Below are 17,217 nucleotides of genomic sequence, written 5' to 3'. Positions count from 1 at the left end.
GGACCCGTTGTGTGCGGCCTTGGGTGTGAAGATTGGGCATGTCCCGGGGTGGGGTCCGGCCGGATTCGTGCCACCAGTGGGCATGTCCACCGCTGGGGGCGGGGCGTGGGCATGGACCCTTTGTGCGCGGGCTTGGGCGTGAAAAATGAGCATGTCCCGGGGTGGGTGTGCGGCCGGATTCGTGGCACCAGTGGGCATGTCCTCCGCTGGGGCCGGGGCTTGGGCATGGACCCGTTCTGCGCGGCCCTGGGCGTGAAGATTGGGCATGTCCCGCGGGGAGGAATGGGCATGTCCAGCGGTGGCCGGGCCCGGCCGATTATTCGGCCCGCAGCGCCGCGCCTAGAATCGTTAGGTGACTTACCAAGCAGCAACAGGCGATCTCCTGCCCGGTTCGGCGGCAGTGCCGGCCCACGCTGAGGAGCGCTCAGCCGTAATCGATCTCGACGCCATCCGGCACAACGTCCGCCGCATCGCAGCGGTGGCCTCACCCGCGCAGGTCATGGCCGTGGTCAAGGCCGATGCCTACGGGCACGGCGCCGTCCAGGTGGCCCGCGCGGCCCTCGGCGCGGGGGCCAGCTGGCTTGGCGTCGCCCACATCTCCGAGGCCCTCGCCCTGCGCGCCGCCGGGATCGAGGCGCCGCTGCTGGCCTGGCTGCACACCCCGGACAGCAACTTCGCCGCCGCAGTGGCCGCAGGAATCGACATCGGCTGCTCGGGCTGGGAACTGGACCGGATCGTGGCCGCGGCCCGCGAGCAGGAACGGCCCGCCCGCGTCCACTTGAAGGTCGACACCGGGCTCGGCCGCAACGGCGCCACCCTCGACGCCTGGGACAGCCTGGTCGGCGAAGCCATGGAACACCAGGACCAGGGCCTGCTCCGGGTCGTGGGGATCTTCTCCCACCTGGCCGTCGCGGACGAACCCGAACGGCCCGAAACCGACGAGCAGCTCGCCGCGTTCCGCCAGGTCCTCGCCGTCGCCCAGGACGCCGGCGTGGACCCCGAGGTCCGACACATCGCCAACACCCCGGCCACCCTCTCCCGGCCGGACACCCACTTTGACCTGGTCCGCGTGGGGCTGGGCCTGTACGGGCTGTCACCCTTCGAAGGGCAAAGCCCGGCCGAACTCGGGCTGCGCCCGGCCATGACGGTCCGCACGGTGGTCTCGCACTGCAAGGACGTGCCCGCCGGGCAGGGCGTTTCCTACGGGCTGAACTACCGCACGGACGGCGTCAGCACCCTCGGGCTCATCCCGCTGGGCTACGCCGACGGCGTGCCGCGCATCGCCACCGGCGGCCCCGTCCGGGTCGAGGGCGTGAACTATCCGGTAGTGGGTCGCATTGCAATGGACCAGATGGTGATCGACCTCGGACCCCGCCACGTGGCGGCCGGAGGCCCGAGCATCCTCGGCGCCGAGGCAGTGCTGTTTGGCGACGGCGCCGACGGCGGACCCACAGCCGATGACTGGGCCAAGGCCGCCGGTACAAACAACTACGAGATCGTCACCAGGATCAGCCCCCGCGTGCCGCGCCGCTACCTGAACGAAGAGCCCTCCACCGGCGAAGAGCGGCCGTGAGCGCGCCCGCGTGGGAACGGAGCCTTGAGGTCCACACGGCGGCGCAGACGCATGCGCTCGCCGCGGCCCTCGGCGCCGTGCTGGAAACCGGCGATCTGCTGGTCCTGACCGGCGAACTGGGTGCCGGCAAGACCACGTTCACGCAGGGGCTGGGGGAGGGCCTGGGAGTGCGGGCCGGCATCATCTCGCCGACCTTTGTCCTGGTGCGCATCCACCCCAACCTGCCCGGAGGACCCCGGCCGGGCGGACCGGACCTGGTGCATGTGGACGCCTACCGGCTGGAGTCGGCCGCTGAAATCGACGACATCGATCTTGAAAACACCATGGACAGCGCCGTGACCGTGGTCGAGTGGGGCCGCGGCCGGGTTGAGCACCTCAGCGACAGCAGGCTGGAGGTCGAACTCCACCGCACCCGCGGAGGCGCCGCCGCTTCCGCCGAATCTCCCGAAGCCCCCGAAGCCCCCGCCGAAACCGGCGCCAGTCCCGTTCTGGATTTCGACACGGACGACGACGACGAACCGCGGACCGTCGTGATCCGCGGCTTCGGTCCGCGCTGGGCTGAAGCGCCGACGCTGCCCGGTGCCGAGCCCGGGCACGTCGTCGAGCCCCTGCCCGGGACCACGCCCGGCGCCGGGCCCCTGTCCGAGACCATGCCCGGCGCCAGGCCCCTCCCCGGGACCACGCCCCAGACCCCGGAACGGAATCCCTGATGCTGATCCTCGCCATCGACACCTCAGCTGTCGCCAGCGCCGCCCTGGTCTCCGATGATGCGCCGGAATCCGTGCTCGCCAGCTTCGCCACCGAGGACACGCGCACCCACGCGGAGGTCCTGGCCCCGGGGATCGACGGGCTCCTGGCTGAGGCCGGCGTCAGCGGCCACGACGTCGACGCTATCGTCACCGGCGTCGGCCCCGGCCCGTTCACAGGACTGCGCTCCGGGATCGTCACGGCCCGCACCCTCGCCTTTGTCTGGGGCAAGCCGCTGTACGGCGTCATGAGCCTGGACGCGATCGCCCTGGAAGTAGCCGAATCCACCGACTCGGCCGCGGAGTTCATTGTCGCCACCGATGCGCGACGCAAGGAAGTGTACTGGGCCCGGTACACCCTCTCCGATGCCCAGCTGCCGCATCTGGAGGACGGCCCGCACGTGGGATTCGCCGCGGACCTGCCGGATCTGCCCGTGTACGGTGCAGGGGCAGGAATCTACTCCGAGGCCGTCAAGGCGGTCGCGGAATTCAGCACCCGCCAGCCGGAGGCCCTCTCGCTCGGCCAGTTCGCACTCGCCCGGCTCTCCGCGGGGGAACAGCTCCTGGACTCCACCCCCCTGTATCTGCGCGAATCCGACGCCCAGGTGCCCGGACCCCGGAAGCGTGCCCTGTGAGCGCGGAGCGAGCCGTCCGGCTGCCCGGCGGAGTCACCCTGCGGGACATGGACGCCGCGGACATCCCCGCCATCCACGCCCTGGAACTCCGGCTCTTTCCCGTGGATGCCTGGCCGCTGCAGATGTTCCACGACGAGCTGGCGCAGGTGGATACCCGCCGCTACCTCGTGGCGGAGACCCACGGCGGGATCGTGGGCTATGCCGGGCTCATGTGCATCGAACCGATCTCGGACGTCCAGACGATCGCCGTGGTGCCCGAGCAGGAAGGCAAGGGCATCGGCTCTGCCCTGCTCACCGAGCTGATCGCGGAAAGCCGGCGCCGGCACGCCCAGGATGTGCTGCTCGAGGTCAGGGCGGACAACCCCCGGGCCCAGCAGCTTTACCTGCGCTTCGGCTTCGAACAGATCCACATCCGGCCCCGCTACTACCGGGACGGCGTCGACGCCCTGATCATGCGGCTCCAGCTGCCCCGCGAACCGCTCAGCCCCCAGCCAACCGAAGCAGGCCGACCATGAACCGCACCCAGCCGCTCGTGCTCGGCATCGAGTCCTCCTGCGACGAAACCGGCGTCGGCATCGTCCGGGGGACCACCCTGCTGACGAACACCGTCTCGTCCTCCATGGACGAACACGTCCGCTTCGGCGGCGTGATCCCCGAGATCGCCTCCCGCGCCCACCTCGACGCGTTCGTCCCCACCCTCGAGGAGGCCCTCGCGGAGGCGGGAGTGACGCTCACGGACATCGACGCGATCGCCGTCACCTCCGGGCCGGGCCTGGCAGGTGCCCTCATGGTGGGAGTGTGCGCGGCCAAGGCGCTCGCCGTCGCCACCGGCAAACCGCTCTACGCCATCAACCACCTGGTGGCGCATGTCGGCGTCGGGCTCCTGCAGCAGGGCGCCGGCGCGCCGTCGCCGCAAACAACGCCGCACGCCCTGCCGGAGAATATGGGCGCGCTCCTGGTCTCCGGCGGCCACACCGAGATCCTGCGGATCCGGAGCATCACGGACGACGTCGAGCTGCTGGGCTCCACGATCGATGACGCCGCCGGCGAAGCGTATGACAAGGTGGCGCGGCTTCTGGGCCTGGGCTATCCGGGCGGTCCGGCCATCGACAAGCTCGCGCGCACGGGCAACGCCAAAGCCATCCGGTTCCCGCGCGGGCTCACCCAGCCCAAGTACATGGGGACCGCCGAGGAGCCCGGGCCGCACCGCTACGACTGGTCCTTCAGCGGGCTCAAGACCGCCGTCGCCCGCTGCGTGGAGCAGTTCGAGGCCCGCGGCGAGGAGGTGCCCGTGGCGGACATCGCCGCGGCCTTCCAGGAAGCCGTGGTGGATGTCATTACCGCCAAGGCAGTGCTCGCCTGCCGCGAAAACGGCATCACGGAGGTCCTCCTGGGTGGCGGGGTCGCCGCCAACTCGCGGCTGCGCCAGCTCACCGAACAACGCTGCAGTGCGGCCGGCATCCGGCTGACGGTGCCGCCGCTGCCACTGTGCACGGACAACGGCGCCATGGTGGCCTCGCTCGGGGCGCAACTGGTGATGGCCGGCGTGAAACCGAGCGGGATCGGCTTTGCGCCGGATTCCTCAATGCCGGTCACGACCGTCTCCGCCTGAGGCCACAGCCTGAGGCTTCGTCCGTGTGGAGCTAGACGGCCTGGGGCTTCGGCCGCCTGCGTGGCGGCTGTTGGGCGCCGGAGCTAGGCGTCCGGGCCCTGGCGCATCTGCTTGACCAGGTCCAGGACGACGGCGCGCAGGTCCCCGCCGTGCTCGGCGGCGACCCGGCGCTGCCGCTGGTAGCCGGCGCCGCGCTCGATGATCTTCTCGACGTCGGCCAGTTCGGCGCTGCAGCCCAGCTTCGCCGCCACCGGCTCAAGCCGCTTGAGCGTCTCGCGCAGGTGCTCTGTTACGAGCTGCTCGTTGCCGTCGGCGTCGAGGATGATGATCGCGTCCAGGCCATACCGGGCCGCGCGCCACTTGTTTTCCTGCACATGCCACGGGGGCATCGTAGGAATGGTGCCGCCGTTGTCCAGCGTCGTGGAAAACTCGTCGACGAGGCACTGCGTCAGGGCGGCGATGGCCCCGACTTCCTCGAGCGTGGCCAGGCCGTCGCAGATGCGCATCTCGATGGTGCCGAAGTGCGGGACGGGCCGGATGTCCCAGCGGATCTCCGAGAGCGAATCGATCACGCCGGTGGTGAACATGTCCTGGGCGTACGCCTCGAAGTCCTCCCAGCTGGAGAACTGGAAGGGCAGCCCGGCGGTGGGCAGCTGCTGGAACATCAGCGCCCGCTGGGAGGCGTATCCGGTGTCCTCGCCGCCCCAGAAAGGGCTGGACGCGGAGAGCGCCTGGAAGTGCGGAAAGTAATTGACCAGGCCGTCCAGCACCGGAAGGACCTTGTCCCGGCTGTCGAGTCCGACGTGCACGTGGACGCCGTAAATGACCATCTGCCGGCCCCACCACTGGGTCCGGTCAATGAGCTTGGCGTAGCGTTCCTTGTCCGTGACGGGCTGCAGCTGGGGCGGGCTGAAGGGGTGGCTCCCGGCGCAAAAGATCTCCACACCCATCGGATCGGTCACGTCCCGGACCGCCGCGAGCGAGCTGCTCAGGTCCGCCTTGGCCTCCGCAACAGTGGTGCAGATGCCCGTGACGAGCTCCACGGTGTTCAGCAGCAGCTCCTGCTTGATGTGCGGGTGCTCGTCGTCCTCATTGAGTTCGGGATGCCGGGCAGCGACGCCGCGCAGCACCTGGTTCGCCACGGAGGCCAGCTCGCCGGTCTCGGCGTCGACGAGCGCCAGCTCCCATTCCACGCCTAGGGTCGACTGCCTGGATGAAGCGAACTCGATCTTCATGTGGTCCCTTCACTGTTTTGCTGTCCCTGGCCGTGGTCCTGGTGTGGAGATGCGCTGGCAAACACCCTCGGACATGCCCCTGGACGTGGCACCGGCGGTGTCACGTGCAATTTCCCACATACCAGGGCGCCGGCCGGGCGGCTGGCAGGGCTACGGGTGGTCCAAGTCTAGTGCAGGGCCGGCCCCGGGACGGTGTCAAAGTTGCCGCTGGTGCGTGAGTGTATTCACAACGTGGCTGGTCAGCGACGGCGCGGGCAGTCGCGCGGTGAGCCGCGGGTGGCCGGACCCATCCTGGCGTTTAATGGAGCTGTGCCCATACTGAACAAAGACATGACCCTGTGTATCTCGCTCTCGGCCCGGCCCAGCAACAACGGGACGCGCTTCCACAACCACCTTTACGAACAGCTGGGCCTGAACTGGATCTACAAGGCCTTTGCCCCCACCGATCTCGCCCAGGCGATCGCCGGGGTGCGCGGCCTCGGCATCCGCGGCTGCGCGGTGTCCATGCCTTACAAGGAGGACGTGATCGCCCTCGTTGACGTCATGGACCCGTCGGCGAAGGCCATCGACTCGGTCAACACCATCGTCAACGACGGCGGCCGGCTCACGGCGTACAACACCGACTACACCGCAATCGAGCAGCTCCTGCAGAGCAATGCAGTCCCCACGGACTACTCGGTGCTGGTCCTGGGCTCCGGCGGCATGGCCAAGGCCACCGTGGCCGCGCTCCGGGATGCCGGGTTCAAGGACGTGACCGTCGTGGCCCGCAACGAGGGCTCCGGCCGAGCCCTGGCCGAACAGTACGGCTTCGCCTGGCGCGCGGACCTGGGCTCTGCGGCTTCCGGTACCGGCACGGCGGACATGCTCATCAACGTCACCCCCATCGGGATGGCCGGCGGCCCGGACACCGCCTCGCTGCCCTTCCCGCAGGAGGCCATCGATGCCGCCAAAGTGGTGTTCGACGTCGTCGCGCTCCCGGCCGAGACACCGCTGATCAAGGCCGGCCGCGCGGCCGGCAAGACCGTGATCACCGGAGCCGAGGTCGCCACGATCCAGGCGCTCGAGCAGTTCGTGCTGTACACCGGCGTCCGGCCGACCGACGAGCAAATCCGGGCAGCCGAGGAGTTCACGCGGGCCCAATAGCGCGACAGCCCAGTTGACCGGCCGCTTCGCTGACATCCTGCGGCGGCGGGGCACGGCGCCGCGGGGCACTCGGCCGGTGGGATCCCGCTGGCGGGGCTAGGCCGGCTCCACCGAGACGGCCACCCGGTCCTCGCCGATCCTGGTGAGGACCAGGGTGGCGGATTTCTTGTCCTTGTGCTTTGCGCTGCCGCCGGGCAGGAGTTGCTTGCGCAGCTCTTCGGGCGTGACAGCCATACCGCGCTTCTTGATGTCCAGGACCCCGATGCCTTGATCCTTGACCCACGTCTTGAGTGCCTTGACGTTGAACGGCATCACCTCCAGGACCCTGTACGCCTTGGCGAACGGGGTGTCATGCAGCTCCGGGGCGCAGATGTAGGCGATGTGCTCGTCCACGAGGTGCCCGCCCAGCTGGAGCGCGACGTCGGCCACCAGGCCGGCGCGGATCACCGCGCCGTCGGGCTCATACAGGTACCCCTCCACGGGTCCCACGGGCGCCACCGGGCCGGTACCGAAGTCCTCGCCGCTGGTGAGCTCAGCGGAACCAAGGGGGCCGAGCACGAGGGCCGCGCGCCGCACCCCGGGACGCCGCACCGCGTTGAACCACAGGGCCACTTCGGTCACGTCCCCGCCCACGGAGACCCACTGCGCCTCGCAGCCGGCCGGCACGGAATCGTGCGGCATGCCGGGGCCCATCTTCACGCCGACGGCGCGGCCGGTGCCGGCGAGTGACTCCACGAAGGACAGCGGCGGGGAGAAATCCTCCGGATCCCAGATCCGCTTGGTTCCCGAAGTGGACGTCGTGCGCCGGGCTGGGTCGAGCCAGACGCCGTCGATCCCCTCGAGGGATACCGACGTTGCATCGGAATGGACCACCGTGGCGTTGCGGAACGGGATCAGGTTCATCGTGGCGCAGGCGGCCGTGGCCTCGTCCATTTCCACGGCGGTGACCACCAGGTCCAGAGAGGCCAGGGCCATGGAGTCCGCCCCGAGCCCGCAGCCGAGATCCGCGACGTGGCCGATCCCGGCCTCCGCGAACCGCTGCGCGTGCCGTGCCGCCACCGTGAGCCGGGTGGCCTGCTCCAGACCGGCCTTCGTGAAAATCATCTGCCGGGCGAATTCGCCGAACTTCGCCTCGGCCTTGGTCCGCAGCCGGGACTGGGTGAGCACGGCCGAGACCAGCTCGGGGGAGTGGCCGGCCTTGCGCAGCGACGCCGTGAGGCGGAAGGCCTCGTCCTCGCGGTACGGGCCCAACGACGCCAGCAGCTCCCAGCCCTCGGGGGTGAGGATCGGGGCAATATGTTCCTGCGGTGCGTCAGTCATGGCATCCAGCGTAGTTGAGGTCAGCGGGCGCGCTGTGACCGGACGGCGGGGGCTAGGCTTGATGGCATGGAAGACAGCGGCACAGGCGACAGCATCTCAGCGGACACGGCCGGGCAGGACACGGCCGGCGACGACGACGCCAGGCAGGAGCGCCGGTGGCCGCAGGGACTGGCCCGCTACGCAAAACCGGCGCTGATCGCCGGCGCGGTGATCGCCGTCGTGTCCGTCGCACTTTTGGTGATCATCTTCTTCCTCGATTCCTTCAACGCCACCGTGTATTCCGTCGGCGGCAAGAACGTCCAGGACGCCACGGACGAGGCCCGGGCCATCCGCGAGACCTATGCCGCGGCCCGGCTCGGCGGCATCATCTTCCTCATCGCCGGCATTCTGCTGGCCGCCGCCGGCGCCGTGCTGTCGTTCCGGCACCGGAATGACGAAGGCCAGAACACGGACGAAGACGACGGCGAGGACGTGGACTTCGACGACCTCGCAGACCAGTAGCCAGCGAGTAGGCGCGCGAATAGACGCCGCTGGTGGGGGCGCACCGCACCGCCAAACGGCCAACGGCCACGGGCCAGGGGACATGCCCAGCCTCCTGCGCCACGGATGGACATGTCCTCCCCGGCAGCCCGCACCCGTTGGGTATGTCCATCGCTCAGCGCGGGCACAGAGCATGACGCCCAAGTGTCCTCTGGCCGCAACGAAGAATGGGCATGTCCTCCCGGGCAGCCCGCACCCGTTGGGTATGTCCATCGCTCAGCACGGGTACAGAGCATGACGCCCAAGTGTCCTCCGGCCGCAGCGAAAAATGGGCATGTCCCCTAGGGGGAAATGTTCACCCGGAACGAATTTCTGGCACTCGCCTTGACCGAGTGCTAACCATTTACATAGAGTCGTCATTAGCACTCTCCCTAGGAGGGTGCTAACACATGAAGCGCGTTCCGCCAGGCACGCTGCCGGCACCGCGACGACGGTCTGTGCGCCTTGGCATCACCGCTTCATAGTCCACGAATTTGCTGACGAAAAGGAGAGGTCCGAGTGTCGGTCTCTATTAAGCCTCTTGAGGATCGTATTGTTGTCCGCCCGCTCGAAGCCGAGCAGACCACGGCTTCCGGCCTGGTTATCCCGGACTCCGCGCAGGAGAAGCCGCAGGAAGGCGAAGTTGTTGCAGTAGGCCCCGGCCGCTTCGATGACAACGGCAACCGCGTTCCCGTTGACGTTGCCGTTGGCGACGTCGTCATCTACTCCAAGTACGGTGGAACCGAAGTCAAGACCGGCGGCACCGAGTACCTCGTGCTCTCCGCCCGCGACGTTCTGGCGATCGTCGTAAAGTAACTCTCTTGGACCCCCGCGCAGCCGATCCTTTCGCATTGAATGGATCAGTTGCGCGGGGTTCTGTCTTGAAAGGACAAAACCATGGCAAAGCAGCTTGCGTTTAACGACGCTGCCCGCCGGTCGCTTGAAGCCGGCATCGATAAGCTCGCCAACACCGTCAAGGTCACGCTGGGTCCGCGCGGCCGCAACGTCGTACTGGACAAGAAGTGGGGCGCCCCCACGATCACCAACGATGGTGTGACCATCGCCCGTGAAATCGAGCTGGATGACCCCTACGAGAACCTTGGCGCGCAGCTTGCCAAGGAGGTCGCCACCAAGACCAACGATGTTGCCGGCGACGGCACCACCACCGCCACCGTCCTGGCCCAGGCCCTGGTCAAGGAAGGCCTGCGCAACGTAGCGGCAGGCGCCGCGCCTGGCGAAATCAAGCGCGGCATCGAGGTTTCGGTCGAGGCCGTCGCCGCCCGTCTGCTGGAGAACGCCCGCCCGGTTGAAGGCACGCAGGTTGCCAACGTTGCCGCAATCTCCGCCCAGAGCGACGAGGTCGGCGAGCTGCTGGCCGAGGCGTTCGGCAAGGTCGGCAAGGATGGTGTGATCACCATCGAGGAGTCCTCCACCACGCAGACCGAGCTGGTACTGACCGAGGGCATGCAGTTCGACAAGGGCTACCTGTCCCCGTACTTCGTCACCGACGCGGAACGCCAGGAGGCCGTCCTCGAGGACGCCCTGATCCTGATCAACCAGGGCAAGATCTCCTCAGTGCAGGATTTCCTGCCGCTGCTGGAAAAGGCGCTGCAGAGCTCCAAGCCGCTCTTCATCATCGCCGAAGACGTCGAGGGCGAGGCCCTGTCCACGCTGATCGTCAACCGCATCCGCGGCACGCTGAACGTCGTCGCCGTCAAGGCGCCGGGCTTCGGTGACCGCCGCAAGGCCATGCTGCAGGACATCGCGACCCTCACCGGTGCGCAGGTTGTCTCCGCGGAGCTGGGCCTGAGCCTGGACACCGTTGGCCTCGAGGTGCTCGGCACCGCACGCCGCATCACGATCACCAAGGACAACACCACGATCGTCGACGGCGCCGGTTCGGCCGAGGACGTCGCCGCCCGTGTTGCCCAGCTGCGCGCCGAGCTGACCCGCACCGATTCGGACTGGGACAAGGAAAAGCTGCAGGAACGCCTGGCCAAGCTGGCCGGCGGCATCGGCGTGATCAAGGTCGGCGCCGCCACCGAGGTTGAGCTGAAGGAAAAGAAGCACCGCATCGAGGACGCCGTGTCCTCCACCCGCGCTGCCCTCGAAGAAGGCATCGTGGCCGGCGGCGGCTCCGCCCTCATCCACGCGCTGAAGGCGCTCGACGAGGACGCGGCCGTCCAGGCCCTCGAAGGTGACGCGGCTGCGGCCATCGGCATCGTCCGCCGCGCCCTGGTCCAGCCGCTGCGCTGGATCGCCCAGAACGCCGGCTTCGACGGCTATGTCGTGGCTGCCAAGGTCGCCGAATCCGCCGTGAACCAGGGCTTCAACGCCAAGTCCGGCGAATACGAAGACCTGATCGCCGCTGGCGTGATCGACCCCGTGAAGGTGACGCGTGCGGCTCTGCGCAACGCGGCCTCCATCGCGGCACTGGTCCTCACCACGGAAACCCTCGTGGTGGAGAAGCCGGCTGACGAAGACGAGCACGCAGGGCACAAGCACTAGGCTCTGCCCGCAGGGGGGACGGTCCGGCATCTGCCGGGCCGTCCCTTTTTCTGTCGAGTCTCTGCTGCCGTCCTGCCGTGTTCGTGGCCGCAAGTTGCCGTGATTCTGGCAGAGTTAACCCGTCAGGTGCCGCTCCAGCGTCCCGGGTTCACTGGAAACTCCCACGTTGGCATGCCTCAATGGGGTTCAGTGGCCGCCGTGACGATTGGCCATCAAAATTACGGTTTGGTAACATGGAGGCTTTGGTTATCTGGTTGAGGGGTAGTTCTATGACACAGCAAGGAACCTTGCCCCGGCCTGCCCGGCACATTGCCGCGACGGGGCACGATCCCGCAGCCAAGTCTGGCCGAAAATCCACCTTCAGGCCCGAAATCCAGGGACTCCGGTCCCTCGCTGTGCTGATGGTCATGACCTATCACATCTGGCTGGGCCGGGTTTCCGGCGGCGTGGACGTCTTCCTGCTGATCTCGGCCTTCCTTATGACGCTGCAGTTCGTGGGCCGGTACGAGCAGGGCCGGTCCATGGCCCTCATCAAACACTGGCTGCACCTTTTCCGGCGCCTCGTCCCTGCCGCCGTCACCGTCCTGGTGGCCATCCTTGCCGCAACTGTCCTCTTCCTGCCCCGGACCCGGTGGATGGAAATCATCAACCAGGGCTGGGCCTCCCTGGGCTATGCCGAGAACTGGCTCCTGCAGACCCAGGCGACAAACTACTACGCCGCGGATCACAGCCAGGCCAGTCCCTTCCAGCATTTCTGGTCCCTTTCGATCCAGGGCCAGGTCTTTATCCTGTGGCCGCTCATTTTTGTGGGGGCCGCGTTCGTCGCCAAGCGCTTCAGGCTCCGCTACCGTGTGCTGCTGTCCTACGTCTTCGCCGTGATCTTCGTTGTTTCGCTGCTCTACTCGATCGTCTTCACCCAGGCGAGCCAAACGGAGGCGTACTTCGACACCTGGGCCCGGCTGTGGGAGTTTGCCCTGGGCACGCTCGTGGCTTTGGCCCTTCCTGCCCTGCGGCTTCCGCGGGGCTGGCGGATCGGGCTTGGCTGGCTGGGCATTGTGGCCATGCTCAGCTGCGGCCTCCTGCTCAACGTCCAGGCTTCCTTTCCCGGGTTTGTGGCGCTCTGGCCCACCCTGGCGGCCGCCTGTGTCATCGCAGCCGGGCAGTCGGGCAGCAAGCTGGGCGTCGACCGGATCCTGAGTTCGAACCCCTTGGTCCGGCTGGGCGACATTTCGTATGCCCTGTACCTGTGGCACTGGCCGGTTCTGGTCATCTCCCTTGCCGTGATGCACAGGGAAAAAGCGGGTCTGATCACAGGCGCCGTCATCGTCACTGTTTCCCTGGTGCTCGCCTACCTCACCACCCGCTTCATTGAGAAGCCCTGGCGTGAGTGGCAGTGGCCGGAGGTGCGGCGGCGCCGCGCCCTCGTTGCCATCGCCGTGGCCGTGGTCACCGCCGCCGTGCCGCTGGCGGGGATTCAGATCCAGCAGCACCTCGAAAGCGAAGCAGTCCTGGCCCAAGCCCCGAAGAACAACCCGGGCGCCCTGGCGCTGACGCCGGGCTTTGTGGACCAGGCCGACGCCAACGCCGTCCTGCTCCCCACCCCGCAGACGCTGCCGCAGGACTGGGCCAGCCTCCCTAACTCGTGCTCCGGTGACCTGCAGCCGCAGGACCCGGTCCTTCAGAAGGACTGTTTCCAGAACAATCAATCCGACACCGGAGCGAAAAAGGTCCTCGTGATCGGGGATTCACACGCACAGCAATGGCTGGGCTCGATTGCTCCCCTCAGCGATGAGAAGGGCTGGCGGCTCTACGCCATGCTCAAGGGTGCCTGCAAGCCCAACATCGCGCCGCAGCACGTCTCGGCGGATTGCGACAATTTCAATGCGGCCGTCGCATCCGAAGTGAAGAACAACCCGCCGGACGCCATCATCATCGTGGGCACTGAGGCGGCGCCGTCGTCGCCACAGGAGACCGTGATCCCGGGCTTCGAAGCCACCGCGAAGGCTTGGACGGACGAGGGCATCAAGGTCGTGGCCCTCCGGGACAATCCGCGTTTTACCTTCAACATGGCGGAGTGCGTAGCGACCAAGGGTGCCGACGCGCCGGACTGCAGGCCGCGCGAGCAGGGCATGCTTGCGGCAACGAATCCCTTGGCCGCGCTGGATGGCAAGGTGCCGGGCGTCGCGTTCGTTGACATGACTGACCTGATCTGCAATGGCACGGAATGCCCGGGCGCGGTCGGCAACACCTACGTCTACCTGGACGACAACCACCTCAGCCGGAGCTATGCGGCCAGCATGGCCCCCATGTTCAGCCAAAGGCTCCTCGCCGCGACCGGATGGGGCCCCTAAGCTCCACGGTCCCCGGGCCTGCCGGCCGTAGTCCCCAGGACTGCCGGCCGTTGCGGGCACCTGCGGCGCCCGTGCGTCAGTGCTGGGAGCGGTCCGCCCTGCGCCGCAGCTGGCGGGCAGTGTCCGGTGCCAGCCGCCTGGTCACCAGCCGGTAGAACAGCAGGACGCCGACGGCGGCCACCACGATTCCGAGCAGGTTCAGGAACAGCTGCAGGGCGGAGCCGGCTGCCTTCTGGTACTCGCCCAGGACCAGTGCCACGGCCACGAACCCGGCTGCCGGCACCGTCGTGACGGAGATGAACACCCCGATCAGCGCCGCCGAGCGCCGGCTGATGACCGACAGCATCCCGGCTGTCCCGGCGAGGACGGCGACGATCAGGGAATAAGGGCCGGGGTGGTAGATGAATTCGACTGCTGAACCGTGGTCCAGCGCGTCCGCGGGGAACAGCCCGAGTGGCACGGAGAGCCACGCGGTCAGCGCGGCGGCCAGCATCGCGACGGGAAAACCGACGCCGAGGGCCAGCGCCGCGTCACGTCCGAGCCGCCGCTGGCGCCGGACCAGGGCTACGGCCAGGGCAGCCAGCGGGCCGAACTCCGGGCCCACGGCCATGGCGCCGACGATCGCAATGGTGGAGTCCGTCACGATGCCGATGGCCGCCAGCTGGGTCGCCAGGACCAGGAACGCCAGGAAACTCCACGTCAGGCGCGAATCCTCGCCGGTCTGCCGCGACACCTCGTCCCAGATCACGGCGTCCGCGCCCTCACCTGGAGCCTCCGCCTCCGCCCTGTCGGCGCGGTCCGAGAGCACAAGGTCCGGTGCGATGACCGTAATCGATCCCCGTTGCTGGACGTCGAGGGCGTGCAGCTTCTCCACGAGCCCCTCCACGGATTCCCGGGCCAGCAGAACCTCGATGACGTCCCCGGGCGGCGTGACGGAAGAGGCCTTCGCGAGCGCCACTTCCGAGACGCCGACGTGGTTTGTACAACTTTCGAGAACAACTCCGGACAATTCACCCGGAACACAAATGCGCACCTGCACGATCACGTGGCGGCCTCCTCAGACTCCTACCAGCCTAGCTTCCGCCCCGCGGCCGACGGCGCCGCCGCCCCCCTGGGTGCGCCGCCGGCCAGGCGTGTGAAGGACACCGCCGGGCCCGTGTGATTGGCAAAGAAAATTACGTTTCGGTAACATTGATGTTTTGGAAACCGGCCTGAAGGGATCTTTGTGTCGAACGAGCGAACCACCGTCACCCCGCCACGGGCGGATGCAGGTTCTCCGGCGACCCGAAAAACAAGCTACCGCCCCGAAGTCCAGGGCCTTCGCGCCCTCGCGGTCCTCATGGTGGTCACGTACCACGTGTGGCTGGGCCGGGTCTCCGGCGGCGTGGACATCTTCCTCCTCATTTCAGCCTTCCTGATGACACTCAGCTTCACGCGGAAAGTCGAAAGCGGCGCGCCGCTGCGGCTGCTCAGCCACTGGCTGCATCTGCTCAAGCGCCTCCTGCCCGCCGTCGTCGTGGTGGTTCTCGGCGTCCTCGCCGGCACCTGGGCCATCCTGCCGCAAAGCCGCTGGCCCGACGTCCTTGAACAGGCCTGGGCCTCCCTGCTGTACCGGCAGAACTGGCTCCTGGCGGACAGCGCCGTGGACTACTACGCCCAGGACCATTCGGGTGCGAGCCCGCTCCAGCACTTCTGGTCACTCTCGATCCAGGGCCAGGTGTTCGTGCTCTGGCCGCTCGTCTTTGCCGGCACCGCACTTCTTTCCCGCCTGCTCCGCCGCCGGACCCGCCAGGACCACGTCCTGCTGCGTTACCGCTCCCTGCTGGCCGCGGCCTTCGGCGCCATCTTCGCGGTGTCCCTGGCCTACTCGATCCAGCAGACCGCAACGAACCAGGCCCACGCCTACTTCGACACCGGAGCCCGGCTCTGGGAGTTCGCACTCGGCTCGCTCCTGGCCCTCGCCCTGCCGTACCTGAAACCGGGCAGGGTCCTGCGCGTCGTGCTCGGCTGGGGCGGCCTCGTGGCCATGCTCTCCTGCGGGCTCCTGCTGACCGTGGACCGTTCGTTCCCCGGATTCATCGCGCTGTGGCCCACGCTGGCCGCCGCGGCGATCATCACCGCCGGTCAAAGCGGCAGCCGCTTCGGGGTTGACCGCTTCCTGACCTGGAAACCCCTGGTGGCGCTGGGGGATATCTCCTATGCGCTCTATCTCTGGCACTGGCCGCTGCTGGTCCTGGCCCTCGCCGGGGCGGGCATCACGGCGCCCAACCTGTTCCAGGGGCTGTGCATCGTTGCCGCGTCCCTCGTCCTGGCCGTGCTCACCACCCGTTTCGTCGAGAAGCCGCTGCGCGAATGGCACTGGCCCAAGCGCCGCGCCTGGCGCACCGCCGTCGTGATTGCCGCCTGTGGTGCCCTGCTGGCGGGTCCCGTCGCCGTGTGGCAGAGCCAGCTCCTGGCCGACGAAGCCGAGGCGGCGTCCCAGCCCAAGGAACTGACTCCCGGCGCGGCCGCCCTGGCACCGGAAAACGCCGGCAAGCCCACGCCGGAAGCCAAGATCATCCCCGCGCCGGCGGCGATGAAGAACGAGTGGGCGGACATCGACGGGCTGTGCACGGACGCCAACGTCCCCAGCGACCCCCTGCTTCAGGGGTGCCTGCAGAACAACAAGCCGGACAAGGTCACCAAACGGATCGTGGTGCTCGGTGACTCCCATGCCCAGCAGTACATGGCGGCGCTGGGCCCCATCGCGAAAAGCCACGGCTGGGAAGTTGTCACGCTGCTGAAGGGCAACTGCCGCTTCGGCGGGGAGTCCCCGGAGCGGGACGCGGACTGCAACGCCTTCAACCGGGCCAGCGCGCAGTACGTCCTGGACCACCGCCCCGACGCCGTTTTTACGGTTGCGTCCCTGACCCACAAGGAAGCGCCGTTCGAGACCGAAGTGCCTGAGTACCTGGCGGGCATCAAGCCCTTCACCGACGCCGGCATGGACGTGGTGGGCATCCGCGACAACCCCCGCTTCACCATCAATATGCCCGAGTGCGTCCAGAAGAACGGCCCGGATGCCTCGGAGTGCAACGTGCCGGAGCAGGAATCGCTCGCGGGGTCCTCACCGCTGGACGCGTACCGCGGCCAGGTGCCCAGGCTGCACCTCATGGACATGAGCGATTTCATCTGCGCCAACGGAACATGCCCCGCGGTGGTCGGCAACGTGTACGTCTACAAGGACGACAACCACCTGACCAAGACGTACGTCCAGACCATGATCCCCATGTTCGAACGGCGGCTGCTCGCCGCCACCGGCTGGAAGTAGGCTGCTCGCCGCGACCGGCTGGAAGTAGTCCGACGCCGACCGGCCGGGGAGCAGCACCGGCCGGACGGGGGAGCCGGGGGAGCCGGGGGAGCCGTCCGGCATGGGGCGGCTCACATTGAAACCGGACATTACCGCCCGGAATATGGCTATCGCCGCCAAGGTTCTACTATTTATTGAGGACTTCTGCACGAATCATCTGCACGAACCTTCTGCATGACCTTCTGCACAGGCCAGACCCGTAATGACGGGCTGGTCATCTGTTGCA

General features: G+C 67.9%; 14 protein-coding genes. 11 read left to right on the top strand and 3 right to left on the bottom strand.

Translation table 11 applies throughout. The annotated features are described in order from the left end of the window. Positions 1-352: 352 nt before the first annotated feature. Genes alr through tsaD form a run of 5 tightly spaced genes read left to right on the top strand, consistent with a single transcriptional unit; the run spans position 353 to position 4,566 of the window. The gene (gene alr / locus AC1DBX_RS03540; RefSeq protein ID WP_476931086.1) at positions 353-1,573 is read left to right on the top strand and encodes an alanine racemase; all 1,221 of its coding nucleotides are present in this window, start codon (positions 353-355) and stop codon (positions 1,571-1,573) included. Then, positions 1,570-2,283 (top strand): tRNA (adenosine(37)-N6)-threonylcarbamoyltransferase complex ATPase subunit type 1 TsaE, encoded by a 714-nt coding sequence (gene tsaE, locus AC1DBX_RS03535; protein WP_476931085.1) that lies wholly within the window; start codon positions 1,570-1,572, stop codon positions 2,281-2,283. Before alr ends, tsaE begins: the two co-directional genes overlap by 4 nt. Beyond that, positions 2,283-2,954, top strand: a complete 672-nt coding sequence (gene tsaB / locus AC1DBX_RS03530) for a tRNA (adenosine(37)-N6)-threonylcarbamoyltransferase complex dimerization subunit type 1 TsaB (RefSeq protein WP_476887059.1) — start codon at positions 2,283-2,285, stop codon at positions 2,952-2,954. The genes tsaE and tsaB overlap by 1 nt, the downstream gene beginning before the upstream one ends. A 47-nt stretch (positions 2,955-3,001) precedes the next feature. After that, positions 3,002-3,469: a ribosomal protein S18-alanine N-acetyltransferase gene (gene rimI, locus AC1DBX_RS03525; RefSeq protein WP_476850367.1), complete on the top strand. Its 468-nt coding sequence runs from the start codon at positions 3,002-3,004 to the stop codon at positions 3,467-3,469. Beyond that, positions 3,466-4,566 (top strand): tRNA (adenosine(37)-N6)-threonylcarbamoyltransferase complex transferase subunit TsaD, encoded by a 1,101-nt coding sequence (tsaD, locus tag AC1DBX_RS03520; protein WP_476887060.1) that lies wholly within the window; start codon positions 3,466-3,468, stop codon positions 4,564-4,566. Before rimI ends, tsaD begins: the two co-directional genes overlap by 4 nt. Before the next feature lie 83 nt (positions 4,567-4,649). Here tsaD and AC1DBX_RS03515 read toward each other — a convergent pair whose 3' ends face one another. Next, the gene (locus tag AC1DBX_RS03515) at positions 4,650-5,801 is read right to left on the bottom strand and encodes a glutamate--cysteine ligase (protein ID WP_476850296.1); all 1,152 of its coding nucleotides are present in this window, start codon (positions 5,799-5,801) and stop codon (positions 4,650-4,652) included. 309 nt (positions 5,802-6,110) lie between these two features. On the opposite strand from AC1DBX_RS03515, the gene AC1DBX_RS03510 reads away from it, so the two are divergent. Then, a complete protein-coding gene (locus tag AC1DBX_RS03510) occupies positions 6,111-6,944 on the top strand; it encodes a shikimate 5-dehydrogenase (protein ID WP_476858959.1) in 834 nt (277 codons plus the stop codon). A gap of 96 nt (positions 6,945-7,040) precedes the next feature. On the opposite strand, the gene AC1DBX_RS03505 is transcribed toward AC1DBX_RS03510, so the two are convergent. Beyond that, positions 7,041-8,264, bottom strand: coding sequence for a class I SAM-dependent methyltransferase (locus AC1DBX_RS03505; protein WP_476931084.1), 1,224 nt, complete (start codon positions 8,262-8,264; stop codon positions 7,041-7,043). Positions 8,265-8,330: 66 nt separating this feature from the next. On the opposite strand from AC1DBX_RS03505, the gene AC1DBX_RS03500 reads away from it, so the two are divergent. The 4 genes from AC1DBX_RS03500 (at position 8,331) to AC1DBX_RS03485 (ending at position 13,642) form a co-directional block, all read left to right on the top strand. Further along, positions 8,331-8,765, top strand: coding sequence for a hypothetical protein (locus AC1DBX_RS03500; RefSeq protein WP_476931083.1), 435 nt, complete (start codon positions 8,331-8,333; stop codon positions 8,763-8,765). 537 nt (positions 8,766-9,302) lie between these two features. After that, the gene (groES, locus tag AC1DBX_RS03495) at positions 9,303-9,599 is read left to right on the top strand and encodes a co-chaperone GroES (protein ID WP_028275747.1); all 297 of its coding nucleotides are present in this window, start codon (positions 9,303-9,305) and stop codon (positions 9,597-9,599) included. A gap of 81 nt (positions 9,600-9,680) precedes the next feature. After that, positions 9,681-11,291, top strand: coding sequence for a chaperonin GroEL (gene groL / locus AC1DBX_RS03490; RefSeq protein WP_476931082.1), 1,611 nt, complete (start codon positions 9,681-9,683; stop codon positions 11,289-11,291). Positions 11,292-11,560: 269 nt separating this feature from the next. Further along, complete coding sequence (locus AC1DBX_RS03485) at positions 11,561-13,642, top strand: acyltransferase family protein (protein ID WP_476931081.1); 2,082 nt, start codon at positions 11,561-11,563, stop codon at positions 13,640-13,642. Between the two features lie 76 nt (positions 13,643-13,718). Here the strand turns inward: AC1DBX_RS03485 and AC1DBX_RS03480 are convergent, their stop codons facing one another. Further along, entirely contained in the window at positions 13,719-14,687 is a 969-nt protein-coding gene (locus tag AC1DBX_RS03480) for a DUF389 domain-containing protein (RefSeq protein WP_476931080.1), read from the bottom strand. 180 nt (positions 14,688-14,867) lie between these two features. Between AC1DBX_RS03480 and AC1DBX_RS03475 the strand changes: the two genes are divergently transcribed. Beyond that, a complete protein-coding gene (locus tag AC1DBX_RS03475; protein WP_476931079.1) occupies positions 14,868-16,952 on the top strand; it encodes an acyltransferase family protein in 2,085 nt (694 codons plus the stop codon). Positions 16,953-17,217 lie beyond the last annotated feature (265 nt).

Source organism: Arthrobacter sp. 10N44_2 (assembly GCF_056394385.1).
This window is presented reverse-complemented; position numbering and strand designations above follow the sequence as displayed.

Coding starts and splice junctions, on each gene's coding strand:
- groL (WP_476931082.1), top strand. CDS start 9,681: ATGGCAAAGCAGCTTGCGTTTAACGACGCTGCCCGCCGGTCGCTTGAA.
- AC1DBX_RS03515 (WP_476850296.1), bottom strand. CDS start 5,801: ATGAAGATCGAGTTCGCTTCATCCAGGCAGTCGACCCTAGGCGTGGAA.
- tsaD (WP_476887060.1), top strand. CDS start 3,466: ATGAACCGCACCCAGCCGCTCGTGCTCGGCATCGAGTCCTCCTGCGAC.
- tsaB (WP_476887059.1), top strand. CDS start 2,283: ATGCTGATCCTCGCCATCGACACCTCAGCTGTCGCCAGCGCCGCCCTG.
- AC1DBX_RS03505 (WP_476931084.1), bottom strand. CDS start 8,264: ATGACTGACGCACCGCAGGAACATATTGCCCCGATCCTCACCCCCGAG.
- AC1DBX_RS03500 (WP_476931083.1), top strand. CDS start 8,331: ATGGAAGACAGCGGCACAGGCGACAGCATCTCAGCGGACACGGCCGGG.
- rimI (WP_476850367.1), top strand. CDS start 3,002: ATGGACGCCGCGGACATCCCCGCCATCCACGCCCTGGAACTCCGGCTC.
- AC1DBX_RS03485 (WP_476931081.1), top strand. CDS start 11,561: ATGACACAGCAAGGAACCTTGCCCCGGCCTGCCCGGCACATTGCCGCG.